This window comes from Microcoleus sp. B13-B6, from assembly GCF_036705405.1.
GTDB lineage: Bacteria > Cyanobacteriota > Cyanobacteriia > Cyanobacteriales > Microcoleaceae > Microcoleus.
This window is the reverse complement of record NZ_JAUBUJ010000019.1, coordinates 1-13,369: the sequence shown is the minus strand read 5'-3', so window position 1 is coordinate 13,369 and position 13,369 is coordinate 1. Positions and strand designations below refer to the sequence as shown.

The window sequence follows — 13,369 nt, the reverse complement described above, 5'->3', positions numbered from 1 at the left end:
GCAGAGGATCTCAAAAAGCCTGTTTTTGCCTAGATACTTTGCTGCAAAACTTAAGATTTTGAATTTTAACCAGGTTTTTTTTGCGTGAGTCCCAACTCAGTTCCAATCCCGTCGCAGAGGTGGCGATTGTTTGGATTGGCGATCGGATTTGTCTGAAAATAATTGCGGGCTCCATCGCAACCCTGCATCAACAAATCGTCTAGATTAAAATTCCACAGCATCACCGTACCGTCAGCACTAGCACTAGCGATCGCCTTGCCGTCTGGACTAAAACTCGCACTCCAAACAGCATCCTTATTACCTTTTAAAGTTTTGAGCAATGTACCGTCAATGTTCCACAGCCTCACCATTTTGTCTGTGCTTGCAGATAGCAACATTTGACTGTCGGGACTAAAGCTGATATTTGTCACTCCACTTGTATGCTTGAAAATACTTAGCGGTGTGCCGTCTTTGCTCCAAATTCTCGCAGTTCCCCCAGCACTTGCAGTCGCCAGCATTGCTCCGTCTGGACTGAAAGCTACACTCATTATTTTATCACTTTCAATCTGTAAAGTTCTGAGCAATTTGATATCGGTGCTTGCTTCAATTGACTGCTGTTTTTGCAACTTTTCCACAATCTTTCTCAAACTCCAAAGTTTAACAGTGCCATCAGTAGCAGCCGCAGCAATTATCTGGCCGTCTGGGCTAAAACTCGTGCTGGTTATCCAACCTCGCTCCACTTTTAAACTTAACAATTTTTCACCGTTTATTTTCCAGAGTTTAACTGTTCCATCGGCACTTGCTGAAGCAATGATTTTACCATCTGGACTAAAAGAAACGCTTGTTATTTGACTGCGGTGTCCTTTTAAATCATGAATCAATTTGCCATCTCTTTGCCAAATTTTGAGAGTTTGGTCGTCGCTTGCAGAGACAATTATCTGACCGCTAGGACTGAAAATTGCCCTGATAATTTTATCAGTATGCCCGGTCAATGTTGCTTGCAAAGTTCCATTATTTTGCCAAAGTTTGATATAATTATCATCGGTAGCAGTCACAATTGTTTGACTGTCGGGACTGAAACTCGCGAAAGCAAGGGTACTGGCTTGAGTCTGCAAGCGGCGGCGTTCCCGAAAGTTGTAAACTGCCTGTTCGAGGGCGATCGCCACTCGCATCTGAATATCTGAACTCACTCCGAGCGATCGTTTCATTTCTGTAACAGCTCTGATGCTTTCTAGCAGAGCTTCGTCTTTTTTATCCGCAGCAAATAGCGTTTCTGATAGCAAACTGAGAGTGAGAATTTTGTGGTTTCTTTCTTCGATGGACGGTTTTACCCAAAAATTTACTATCAGGATTGATATTAATATGACTGCGGCTCCTGTAACTGTTTGCACTCTCAGTTGTTGCTCGCGCCAAAGTTTAGCTGCAATCACTTTTTTCTGCTTTTGTGCCTCGCTTAGTTCCTCTAGTAACTTTTTTTCGCGGCGCAGTTGTTCAATTTCAGCTTGAGTTTGTTTTTCGCGATCGCGCAATTTGGCAAATTCCGCTTCTTGACTTGCACCTAAAAATTGATAATCTTGGGTGTTCAAGCTTTTATTTGCCGCCCACTGTCGGGCATCTTCCAGTGCTTGACCGCGCAACAAGCGAGATTCGTCTTGACAATTTGTAGCTATCCATGCTGTTAGGGATTCAGCATAGGGGCGCAAGTCGCCAAGTGCTTTTTCTACCCAGTTATGGCTGAATATAGCTGCGTAAATGCGGTTGGATACGGTTAATTTCCCCGCTCGTTTTACTACTAATCCGCTCAGCCGCAATTCTGTTTGTTCGGGAGTATCATCCGCCCAGATTCCCTCTACCAGGGCGGGCACGGGGGCACCGCCCCTACAATCGGGGGGTTCTGAAGGTTGCTGATTTCCACTCAGTTGCTGTTCGGTTTGTTCGGGAGTATCATCGGCGCAGATCCCCCCTGCCCCCCTTAACAAGGGTAATTCTGGCATTTTCTCCCCCCTTATTAAGGGCAGAGCTGTTTCATTCTCAGAAAAACCAGGGTTTTGTAGGGGCGGTGCCCCCGTGCCCGCCCAGCCCATAGACGAGCGGGTCGGGGTTTCAGATATCGGGGCAACCACGGGGGGATTGCCCCTACAAGAGAATGAAACAGCCCCCCTTATTAAGGGGGGTTGGGGGGGATCGCAGGGTGGCAATATTTTTTGATATAGTCCTAATAACCTACTGGCGCGGTGCGGACTTCTGAGAAGGCGATCGCGAATTGTTTTGATGTGTACCGGTTCATCGGATGATTCCCAATTATCAATAATATGAGATTGCACTATCTCGCTAATTAATAATTGATTTGGAGTAAAATTTTCAGTTTTGCTTTCATCCGTTGAATCTGATATAATAGAAGCGGACGCTAAGCTTTTTACATGGTGCAAAATCAGCTTGCAAAGCTTTTGAGTCAAAAATGGCTGCCCTCCCGTCCAGTCCAAAATCTCTTTTAAAACTTCTTGAGGATTCTCTACTTTTCCCTCAAATCCCTTTGCTAAAGGCAGAGCTTCCTGTAAGTTAAAACCGTGCAATTCAATAGGTAAGCCGATATTAAAGGGGGTGCGAGTTGCATCGCTAATTAAATCCGATGGCGTAGCTACTCCCAGCAAAGCAAATGTAATGCGCTGGTATTCTGAATTGTGAGCGCGTTTATTGTAGCAACATCTAATTAATGCAAAAAAATCGTCTAGCGGTTCTTGGAAACTCAGGACGCTATCAATTTCATCAATAAAAATGACCAGGTTTTGAGAAATTTTGACCAGCAGCAATTCTTCAATTAACTCTCCTAAGCGCTGCACCGGCGACATCAACTCTCTCTCCCGCCACCAAGCCATAAACTCGACGGGGTTAAACAGGTTGAAGCTGCACAAGAGTTTGTAAGCGACGCCGCCGTACCACTTATCTAGAGAGACTTGCTGGTTTCCAATGTCCGAAAGGTCGATCGTAGCACAGGCAATGCCATCAGCCGAGAGCTTTTGTACAGTTCGCACCAGCAAACTGGATTTGCCCATTTGTCGGGAATTGAGCACGTAACAAAACTCTCCAGCTTTGAGGGCTTGATAAAGTTCTGAGTCAGCTTGTCGCACTACATAAGTAGGTGCATTTTGCGGGAGACTGCCGCCGATTTGATATTGGTAATCGACTGTCATGATCTAGCCTATAATTAAATTATTTTGTCACTTCTGTTGTGCCTTGACCGCAAATAAGCTTGCCATTTTGATAAGTTGGTTCCGCTGGTTCAATTGTACCGGGAGAATCTGATTGGCACAATATGGATATTGTTATTATTTCATCTTTAACAACATTTGGAAGAACTTCTTTCTCATGAACTACAAAGACACCGCCGACACAGCTTTTCAAGTCTTTTTTCTTGGATAACCCATAATTAAATGCTGTTTTTTTAGTAGCGATCACTGAATATTTGCAGTTGGCGGTTTCTGTTTTGATGCCCATTTCTAAAGCATTAACAGAAGTGGCAAAAGCACCTTTTTCGGCAAAGTGAGCGTGCTGAACTCTGTTCATTGACCTTACATACTGTTTTGGTTCCACTTGCTTTGCCTTCCCAGCCTGACGCAGAAATGATGGCCGCTCGATCGCAACAATTATTCCAAATAACATCAAAAGCAATAAGCATCCGTAACCTTTATATGCAATACTATTTGACTTATAATATTGTTGACTCATGGTATTGTATCCTCTCTGTTTGTAGTAAGGACTTTAGTCCTTAAAAAGTGAATTAAAGGGCGATTTTAACTCGTAATCGGCTGTGATTATCCGCCCTAGAGTTAGATTATTTGGTCACTTCTGTTGTGCCTTTACCGCAAATCAGCTTGCCATTTTGATAAGTTGGTTCTGCTGGTTTAATTGTACCGGGAGAATCAGCTCCGCACAATATGGATATTGTGTTTGTTTTATTTTTACCAAGAACTACAAAGACACCGCCAACATAATTTTTAAGAGATTTATCCTTACATAATGCATAATTAAACACTGCTTTTTTAGTCGTGTGGGCTGAATATTTAAAGTGGGATGTCTCGGTCTCGGCTTTTAAACCAATTTCTAAAGCATCAAGAGAAGTGGTAAAAGTGCTTTTTTTGGCAAAATAGGCTTGCTGACCTTTGTTAATTGAGCCAATATACGCTTTAGCTTCAGAATTCTTTGCCTGGTGAGCCTTCCGACTGAACTCGCCATACTTCATATCCATAAAATTAGAAATCCAGATTAAAGACATCGAAATAGTCGGTGCAATCAACATGAAAACTAGAAGGTTTTTACAACCACTTAATCCGGGCTTCTTTGATTTATAATTTTGTGTTTTCATGGTATTATCTCCTGAGTATTTGTAGTAATAATTTGAGTTCTAGACATCTCAATTGAATGCAGGGCTGTTTCATTCTCAGAAAAACCAGGGTTTTGTAGGGGCGGTGCCCCCGTGCCCGCCCAGCCCATAGACGAGGGCGATTCCCTACGGGATAGCTTCGCCGCGCGTGGGGGCATTGCCCCTACAGGGGTTTCAGATATCGGGGCAACCACGGGGGGATTGCCCCTACAAGAGAATGAAACAGCCCTGCAATTGAATGTCGATTTGATATTGGTAATCGACTGTCATTATCTTCCTTCTAGTTAGATTATCTGGTCACTTGTGTTGTGTCTTTACCGCAAGCAATTTTACCATTTTGATAAATTGGTTCTGCTGGTTTAATTGTACCGGAAAAATCAGCTTGGCACAATATGGATGTTGTGGTTATTTCCTCTTGAGCAGCATTTGGCTCAACTTCTTTAGCAGGAATTACAAAGACACCACCGACATAGCTTTTAAGGTCTTTTTGCTTTGAAGATCCATAATTAAATGTTGCTTTTTTTGTGGTCACAAGGGAATATTTGTAATTTTCTGTCTCGGTTTTAATGCCAATTCCTAAAGCCTTAACAGAAGTGCTAAAAACACTTTTTTCTGCCAAATAGGCTTGCTGACCTTTGTTGATTGATCTAACATAGTCTCTGGCTTCCGCTTGCTTTATGTTCCTAACCTTCTTCAGAAATGATGGTCTAACCAGCAAAACAAATACTCCAATCATGATTAAAAGCACTAAGCATCCACCAACATTCGATGCAAGGCTAGCTGATTTAGAATGTTGTTGACTCATAGTTTTGTATCCTCCCTGTTTGTAGTAAAGACTTTAGTCCGGTAAATCTCAACTGAAAGCCGATTTGATATTAGTAATCGACTGTCATTATATTGCGTAGAGTTAGATTATTTAGTCACTTGTCTTGTGCCTTGACCACAATCAATTTTACCCTTTTCATAGGTGGGTTCCGCTGGTTTAATTGTACCGGGAGAATCAGCTTGGCAGAATATGGATATTGTTGTTATTCCATCTTTAGCAGCATTGGGTTCAACTTTTTTAACAGGAACTCGAAAGACACCGCCGACATAACTCTTAAGTTGTAGTTGCTTGGAGACTCCATAATTAAAAGCAGTTTGCTTTGTGGCGCGAAGTGAATACTTGTAATTTGTTGTCTCCGTTTTTATCCCAAGTTCCAAAGCATTAACAGAAGTAGAAAAAACACTTTTTTCGGCAAAATATGCTTGCTGAGCTTTGTTCATTGAGCTAACATACTGTTTTGCTTCTGACTGCTTGCTTCTATTGGTATTATTTAGATAAAATGGCAGAGCTATCCCATTCAATACTCCAATACCGGCTATAAGTAATAAGCATCCACAACCGCGACAAGCTGCATTGCGAACTATTGATTCTTGATTGTTAGTCATGGTGTTGTCTCCTTAAATGGTATATACAATGCGAATTAAAGTCGGCGAGGCAGAGCCTCTGGAACTGCGTTACCAGGAAGAGCCTGGTAACGAGGAAAACGAGGAAATACTAATCTCTAAGCTCGCAGCTTTTGTACTTCTTTCCGGTCAATGGATGTGGGCTGAACGACTTTACTGCCGATCGCAAAATCGCGCAATTCCACCCTCGTAAACTTCACACCCCAAGGATCTGTCGTTGTATCCAACTCTTCCACTAAAGCATTATTAATCTCATGTCGAGCCGTGTAGAGTTCCTCGACAGATAATTTAGCAAGGTGAGTCCGAATTGAAAGAATCAGCATATTTAACATCGCTTCCTTGAGATTCTGCACCTTGTAGGACGCTTTTTCTAAGTCAATGATTCGCCAGTACACAATAAAATCAACGGTGACGGCAACCCGATCGCGCGTTGTGCATTCTTGCGGTGACAGCCTTAAAATTTGCTCGCGCAGAGTTTGTTTATAGGCGACTTGCTCGACAAAGGGAATCAAAAAGGTTATACCCGGTTCGAGTTTTTTTCGATCGTACTTTCCGAAAATTTCCACTAACGCCTCATCTCCTTGACGGACAATTTTTACGCTGCTGGCTAAGGATACTCCGGTGATGGCAAGCAATACCGTCAAAAAATAGTGATACATAGTGAATCTCCTGGTAAATAGTTGACAGTTGATAGTTGACAGTTGACAGTTGATGGTGATTTCTTAGTCCGCGAAGGCGGACTTTGTTTGTGTAGAAGCGATTTCAATCGCCGAGTCATAAAAGAGCTGAGATTTAGCTGTTGATGTGAATTAATCTGTCAGGTACAACAATCAGCGTGTTTCCTTCGCGGCGCAAAACATAAACTTTTTGTCTGGGTGCGATCGCCCCTTGGGAATCTTCATTGCGGGCTTTCCACGAAGCCCCTTCATAAATCACCATTCCGGTTTCTCCGGGGAAAATTTCGGAGATTGTTGTCGCTTCCGTTGCTTCGGGAATGACAAACTTTTTGCGAACAATAAAAATTGGTCTAATCCAGATGCTCAGCGCGAGAGCTATCCCCATCCAGTAGAAGATTTGCCAGTCAAAATCTTCATACATTATGTTCGCCCAACTAAATTGAAATGCTACCGAACCTCTCCACAAAATAAATGATTCAATTACAGCCGAAGCTCCCATCATTAGCAGGTAAAATCTGTATTTTTGGGGCTGAGTTTTGATGATTAATAGCTCCATCGCACTAAGCACAACTCCGAGCAGCAACCAGAATAGGGGCGGGGTGAAGGCGAAACCTGGTTGATTAGTGGCTGAGGCCAGCGACCAAATTAGGATAGAATACACAATGCTTTTACCTCGTTTTGATGGGATTCAACCTTGTTATTTCTAATCTAATCAGGTGGCTATTTGAGTTGGCGACTGAGTTATTTGAAAATTCATCGACTTTTCATCGACTTTTCATCGACTTTAGGGGCGGTTGGCATTTATGATGGTTTCAGTGTTTTGATTGTGATAAGCAATGCCACGATCGCTAAGGGTGCGCGAAGAGTGCATTCGCGCAGTTAAATCCTGTCTCCTGAGAAATGGCTTCCCCAGTCAGAAAATCCTGGCTGAGGATTTAGGGATGGCCCAATCTACTGTCAGCCATTTTCTGAATGGCAAACCTGTGGATTATGCCAATTTCATCGAAATTTGTCGCGGATTGGGGCAGGAATGGCGCGATATAGCCGATTTTGAGGCGAATTCAGAGCCAGAGGAGGTAGTGCTGGTGAGGGCAAAAGTGGCGATCCTCTTCGAGGGCTTAGCCAACGTCCGATCGACCTCACACAAAACCCTTGCTCAGCAGTTACACCAAGCTTTGAGTGCGGGAGGCCACGAGGTCTTTTTTATTAACAACAGCAGCGACTCAGGCTCATATTTAAAGCGTTGCGATTATTTGCTGTTGCTGATTTCCGAAGAATCGGCCGCGAGCGAAATGATATTGGAACAAGTGCAGCTAGCCAAGGAATTGCACAATCTAACTGCTCATAAACCCGCAATTTTACCGATTTTAGTTGAATTAAATACACCGCTTTCTTTTGATTTACTGAGCTATTTAGCAGGAATTCAGCCCTGGCTGTGGCGCGGTGTTGGCGACTCATTTAAGTTAATATCACAAATTTTAACCATTATCAAAGAAGGTCGCACATCGTTAACTGCCGATCATGAATTGGCTGTAGAATGGCAAGTAATTACTAGCACCAAACAGTCAATAAGTCAACCCCTGCCAGCCGCGCCGCCAGAATTGCCGGGAGGACAAGTTGAACTCACTTCTTGTTTTTATATCGATCGCCCTCCGATCGAATCCCGCTGTTACGAGACGATCGCCCAACCGGGAGCCCTGATCCGCATAAAAGCACCCAGACAAATGGGCAAAACTTCCTTGATGGCGAGGATTTTGCATCACGCAGAAGCGCAAGGTTCTCGCACGGTAGCGCTCAGTTTTCAGCTAGCAAATCGGAAAATATTCGCTAATTCAGATACATTTTTGCAGTGGTTTTGTGCTAGCATCGGTCAAGAGTTAGGAATGCTGGAGCAGTTGCCCAAGTGTTGGGAATTAGCCGATTTGATTGGCAGCAATCAGTGCTGCAAGGCTTATTTTGAACAGTATTTGCTGTCTGAATCCTCAAAACCTCTGACGTTAGGCTTGGATGAGAGCGATCGCCTGTTTGAATCACCGGAAATTGCTGATGATTTTTTTGGCTTATTGCGAGCTTTGCACGAAGAAGCAAAACGGCGAGATATTTGGAAAAAGTTTCGTTTGATTGTGGTGCATTCCACAGAAGTTTATATCCCGCTGGATGTGAATAAATCTCCTTTTAATGTGGGTTTACCGATTGAATTACCTGAGTTTAATTCGCAGCAAGTGCAAGATTTGGCTAAACGGCACGGCTTGAATTGGAGTGGGAATGAAGTTGCAGAATTGATGGGGTTAGTGGGCGGAAATCCTTATTTAGTGCGGCTAGGAATGTATCATATTTCGCGTCAAGATGTGACTTTAGATCGGTTAGTGAAAGAATCTGCAACTGAAGCGGGAATTTACAGCGATCATTTGCGGCGCCATTTATGGAATTTAGAGAAATATTCGGAATTAATGGAGGCGATGAGAGAAATTGTTAGTGTTTCCCAGCCAGTTAGATTGAGGTCAGAATTGGGGTTTAAGTTAAATAGTATGGGGTTGGTGAAATTGGATGGAAATCATTGCATTCCGAGATGTCGGTTGTATCAGGAGTATTTTGGCGATCGGCTATAAGCCCAGAGAAACCGGGTTTCTGAGGAAAAATCTCAGGTTGATTGCCAAGTCTTGGCCAGAAACCCGGTTTCTAACCCTGGGATAACTCCAGAGAAACCGGGTTTCTGAGGAAAAATCTCAGGTTGATTGCCAAGTCTTGGCCAGAAACCCGGTTTCTGTCACAGGTGTGTGTTGCGTAAGTCCCAGAAAAGTCGATGAGAAGTCGATGAGAACTCACTCAACTTCTCAAATAGGCACGTGATTTAATAAAAATAGAGTAGAAGCAAGGCGCAGTAGGTGAGGTTTGCAAGCCCCACCGCACTCAATGGACTGGATGAAAACGACGCTAAAAATAACTTGCTTGTTTTTCTTGGCATCGACTGTTCGATTAGGCGATATTAGACAAGCTACGCCTGCACTCGCTGTTTGACTCTATAGCAATCCTAAATGATTCAGATAAATTTGTAGGGGTAGTGCTACCCCTACTCCCCGTGCCTACCCCCTATCTATAGGGCAACCACGGGGGGATTGCCCCTACAATAATTATGAGAATGATTTAGGATTGCTATAGAATCCCCATGTGTTTACGCTGGGGAGTATGTCAATCACTTGAAAACTACTCTGCTAACACATTTTGACAACTACCATGCAGCTTAAAAAAAATCCTCAACTCGATGCACTCAACAAACAAGCAGTATCGAGAACAACCATGCAGCTTAAGACAAACCCTCAACTCGATGCACTCGATAAAAAAGCGGAATATTCAGAAAAAAATATTCTCCCTGACAAAAAACGTAAATCATGGGTAGGAATCTTACTGAGGATCACTTTTATTTACTTTCCTCTGGGCAGCATAATAGTTGGTGCGATCGCCCTCCCTTCTTTTGTCGGTTGTGGTGGCAAGGCGAAGCAATCAGAAGGTAAACAATATGTTAGCTCAATGAACAAAGGTCAACAAGCAATATACGTCGAGGATGGCGCATTTTCCAATTCCGTTAATGCCCTAGGCCTCGGCATTAAAACTCAGACAACAAACTATAACTATTCAACCATATCTACCAAAAATGCTGCGTTTAGTTATGGTGTAGCCCGCAGCAATAATCTTCGTAGCTATGTCGGGGCTGTCTTTTTAGTACCTGTTTCCCAAGCAGCTAACAAAGGGAAGACTACTGTCTCCATTCTGTGTGGAGCAAATTCTCCTGGAAATACCCAACCGTCTGCTCCTATCCTTCAGAATGGTAATCCTGTCTGCGCTGCTGGTAGTAGCGACGTGCTTAAGTAAATATCGACATTAATGATAATCTCATGTTACCTGAAATTGTCAAAGGCTTCATCATCTTAGCTTGCATCTTCATTCCCCTCGAAAGAATCTTTTCCTTGCACAAGCAAAAGATATTTCGTTTCGGATGGGAAACCGATGCCACATATTTTTTTACAGGTCACTTTATTGGTAGATTAGGCGCTATTGTTGTGACTGTAATTTTGTCGCTGATGACTAATTTACTCAACCCGGAATTGCAAAGCAAAGTAGCCTCTCAACCTGTATGGTTGCAGTTGGCAGAAGCAGTTATCGTTTCCGATATGGCATATTATATCGCTCATAGACTACTGCATGAAGTACCCTGGCTTTGGCAATTCCATGCAGTCCATCACAGCATTGAACATATGGATTGGTTAGCAGCAGTGCGGGTGCATCCCTGCGAGCAACTCTTTACTCAGATTTGCAAAATTATGCCTCTTTACTGGTTGGGATTTACCAAGGAGAGTTTGGTGGTTTATGCTCTTTATTCGGCGGCGATCGCTTTCTTAATTCATTCTAATATTAAATTAAAATTTGGCATCCTAAAATGGTTCGTAGCCACCCCACAATTTCATCACTGGCATCACAGTAAAATTCCCGGAATAAACAACAAAAACTTTGCTGTTCAGTTGCCACTGTTAGATTTGCTATTTGGCACTATCTATATGCCAGCCAAAAAAATGCCTCATCAATATGGAATCTGTGATTCTATACCTGCTGGATATGTCGGACAAATGTTCTATCCATTTTCAAGGATGATTAAAAATGCTAGATAAAAATGCAAAACCAGGTATTAATCGCTATTCTCGCTTTTTGCTGGCAATTATGGGTTTGGGCTTGACGAGTGTTGCTTCTGTGGGTGCAGTTGCCCTATTTCATCACATGGATATCCTAACTTTTATCGCCAGTTTAAATACGAAACAAGTAACTGTTGCCCAATTGCAGCAGAATAAGTTAAAACCAGTGATTTTGATCGATGTGCGATCGCCCGAAGAATACGCGGAAGATCGCATCGGTGAAAGTCCCCTTGTTCCCATAATTGATATTGAGATGGGGTTCGGTGTCAAGCAGATTCAATCCATTGTCAAAGCTAGGGTTAAATCCGATCGACCTCAGCCGATAATTGTACTTTATTGTGCCAGAGGAGGGCGATCGGTTAAAGCATACAAACAGTTGGAAAAACTCGCTCGGTATTCCCAAGAAGCTGCGGGAAATGAGACTAATAAGATTAAGGATATTAGCCTGAATGTTGTTGTCCTTTCAGGAGGTATCAAAGCGTGGCGGCAAGCAGTGCCGGCTCCAAAAGATGCCCAGATATTAGCTCCAATTACTTTGGGGAGTTTGATAAAGTCTCCGTCAGTCACCCTGCTTTCGGAATGAATCGGGGCAGTTGTGACCAAATTGATTTCTATAAAATCTCTATCAATGGAAGGGTGTATGCGGCTGACAGATTCGCTATCTTGAAAGTAATTAGCCAGAATCCTCAGCAATCTGCAACGGTTGGCTGTTTGGGCAGGCAGCACAATAATCAAAGTCATAACATAAGTTGATTCCATGCAAAACACGGCAGATTTACTCCCCAAAATAGACTCGCCGAGTCTTCCCAAAAAGCAACCGGCACCCCCAAATTACGAAGCAGCCGATCGCCAATTTGTCAATTTGCTAGAAGTCGAGGATTTAGACAAGACGGTGGCGACAAAACCGTTACTTGTCAGCGATTTTGAAAGCGCGATCGCCTTTGCAATTCAAGCAGCTTACCAACAGGAACCGGGCGATGAGGCCGCTCACCGCTTCTTGCAGCGCATACTTTACCGTATCAACCGCCTCAACTTGTTTTGGTACGACGATTTGCGCCGCTACAATAACGAACGATCGCACTATTTGCGTTCCGTGCGCGATCGCATTGAGGAACCTTGGCAGCAGTGGGAAATCGCGCAAATCGACGTTGCAGCGCTGCAAAAATTGCCGGATGTCAAGCAAGCCCTGCGCGATCGCGCGGCCGCCGATGTCGATCCTCCTTTGAACGAGAGCGATCGCTATTTGCGGGAACAGATGACTGAAGAGGGATACAAACACCTACTGGCGATCGCCTCCTTCGACGGTTTAGTGGAAGCCAGCCGTGTTTCTCGCATCATCGGCGGTGCCGGCAACGAAATTCAGTGTACCCTTACGCGAGTGCTGATCGAAGAATACGGTGGCGGTCGCCTCCCCCGCAAGCATTCGACCTTTTTTGCTCAAATGCTGGCTGAATTCGATATGAGTACGGAACCGGAAGCGTACTTCGATTTAGTGCCTTGGGAAGTGCTCGCAAGCATTAATCACAACTTTCTGCTGACGGAACGCAAGCGCCATTTTCTGCGCTACAACGGCGGACTAACTTATTTTGAGGTGGCGGGGCCTGTCGCTTACCGCAATTATCTAGCCGCCGCCCAGCGTCTGGGCCTCTCGCAGGCTGCGATGGGTTATTGGGAACTGCACATCAAAGAAGATGAGCGTCACGGCCGCTGGATGTTGGATGAAGTGGCGATCCCGCTGGTTGACAGATACCCGCAGGAGGCGTGGGAGCTGGTGTTGGGGTACGATCAGGAGAAGTCGATCGGCGATCGGGCTGGGGCTGCTGTAGTGCGATCGATCCAAGCTGCAGAACGGAATTAACAGCTATATCCTAGGGTGGGTCAGAGACTGATGCACCCTATATCTTGCACCGTTCTCAATAAGCCTTTTAGGAACAGGCTTTTCGGCCTGTTCCACAAGAAATACACTCTTTGTGGAACAGGCATCTTGCCTGTTGCTGACCATAGTGGAACAGGCCGAAAAGCCTGTTGCTGACAATGGTAGAACAGGCATCTTGCCTGTTGCTGACAATGGTAGAACAGGCATCTTGCCTGTTGCTGACGTTCTCAATAAGCCTTTTAGGAACAGGCTTTTCGGCCTGTTCCACAAGAAATACACTCTTTGTGGAACAGGCCGAAAAGCCTGTTGCTGACAATGGTAG

The 13,369-nt window shown here is 44.1% G+C and carries 12 protein-coding genes; 5 read left to right on the top strand and 7 right to left on the bottom strand.

Annotated elements, in window-relative coordinates; all coding sequences use genetic code 11:
- Positions 1 to 65 precede the first annotated feature (65 nt).
- From QUB35_RS11040 to QUB35_RS11010, 7 genes are all read right to left on the bottom strand, one after another.
- On the bottom strand, positions 66 to 3,170 hold the full coding sequence (locus tag QUB35_RS11040; RefSeq protein WP_333141967.1) for an AAA-like domain-containing protein: 3,105 nt from the start codon (positions 3,168 to 3,170) through the stop codon (positions 66 to 68).
- 19 nt (positions 3,171 to 3,189) lie between these two features.
- Positions 3,190 to 3,705 carry a type IV pilin-like G/H family protein gene (locus QUB35_RS11035; RefSeq protein WP_333141966.1) on the bottom strand — a complete coding sequence of 172 codons (516 nt, stop codon included), beginning with the start codon at positions 3,703 to 3,705 and terminating at the stop codon, positions 3,190 to 3,192.
- Between the two features lie 106 nt (positions 3,706 to 3,811).
- Complete coding sequence (locus QUB35_RS11030; RefSeq protein WP_333141965.1) at positions 3,812 to 4,342, bottom strand: type IV pilin-like G/H family protein; 531 nt, start codon at positions 4,340 to 4,342, stop codon at positions 3,812 to 3,814.
- A gap of 307 nt (positions 4,343 to 4,649) precedes the next feature.
- Entirely contained in the window at positions 4,650 to 5,165 is a 516-nt protein-coding gene (locus QUB35_RS11025) for a type IV pilin-like G/H family protein (protein WP_333141964.1), read from the bottom strand.
- 107 nt (positions 5,166 to 5,272) lie between these two features.
- Positions 5,273 to 5,791, bottom strand: coding sequence for a type IV pilin-like G/H family protein (locus QUB35_RS11020; protein ID WP_333141963.1), 519 nt, complete (start codon positions 5,789 to 5,791; stop codon positions 5,273 to 5,275).
- 116 nt (positions 5,792 to 5,907) lie between these two features.
- Positions 5,908 to 6,468, bottom strand: coding sequence for an SPFH domain-containing protein (locus QUB35_RS11015; protein ID WP_333141962.1), 561 nt, complete (start codon positions 6,466 to 6,468; stop codon positions 5,908 to 5,910).
- A gap of 133 nt (positions 6,469 to 6,601) precedes the next feature.
- Entirely contained in the window at positions 6,602 to 7,147 is a 546-nt protein-coding gene (locus tag QUB35_RS11010) for an NfeD family protein (RefSeq protein ID WP_333141961.1), read from the bottom strand.
- Between the two features lie 175 nt (positions 7,148 to 7,322).
- Between QUB35_RS11010 and QUB35_RS11005 the strand changes: the two genes are divergently transcribed.
- The 5 genes from QUB35_RS11005 (at position 7,323) to QUB35_RS10985 (ending at position 13,029) form a co-directional block, all read left to right on the top strand.
- On the top strand, positions 7,323 to 9,095 hold the full coding sequence (locus QUB35_RS11005; protein ID WP_333141960.1) for an AAA-like domain-containing protein: 1,773 nt from the start codon (positions 7,323 to 7,325) through the stop codon (positions 9,093 to 9,095).
- A gap of 625 nt (positions 9,096 to 9,720) precedes the next feature.
- Positions 9,721 to 10,356, top strand: a complete 636-nt coding sequence (locus tag QUB35_RS11000) for a type IV pilin-like G/H family protein (protein WP_333141959.1) — start codon at positions 9,721 to 9,723, stop codon at positions 10,354 to 10,356.
- Positions 10,357 to 10,379: 23 nt separating this feature from the next.
- Positions 10,380 to 11,150, top strand: coding sequence for a sterol desaturase family protein (locus QUB35_RS10995; protein ID WP_333141958.1), 771 nt, complete (start codon positions 10,380 to 10,382; stop codon positions 11,148 to 11,150).
- Complete coding sequence (locus QUB35_RS10990) at positions 11,140 to 11,754, top strand: rhodanese-like domain-containing protein (RefSeq protein WP_333141957.1); 615 nt, start codon at positions 11,140 to 11,142, stop codon at positions 11,752 to 11,754. The genes QUB35_RS10995 and QUB35_RS10990 overlap by 11 nt, the downstream gene beginning before the upstream one ends.
- Positions 11,755 to 11,928: 174 nt before the next feature.
- A complete protein-coding gene (locus QUB35_RS10985) occupies positions 11,929 to 13,029 on the top strand; it encodes an iron-containing redox enzyme family protein (protein WP_333141956.1) in 1,101 nt (366 codons plus the stop codon).
- Positions 13,030 to 13,369 lie beyond the last annotated feature (340 nt).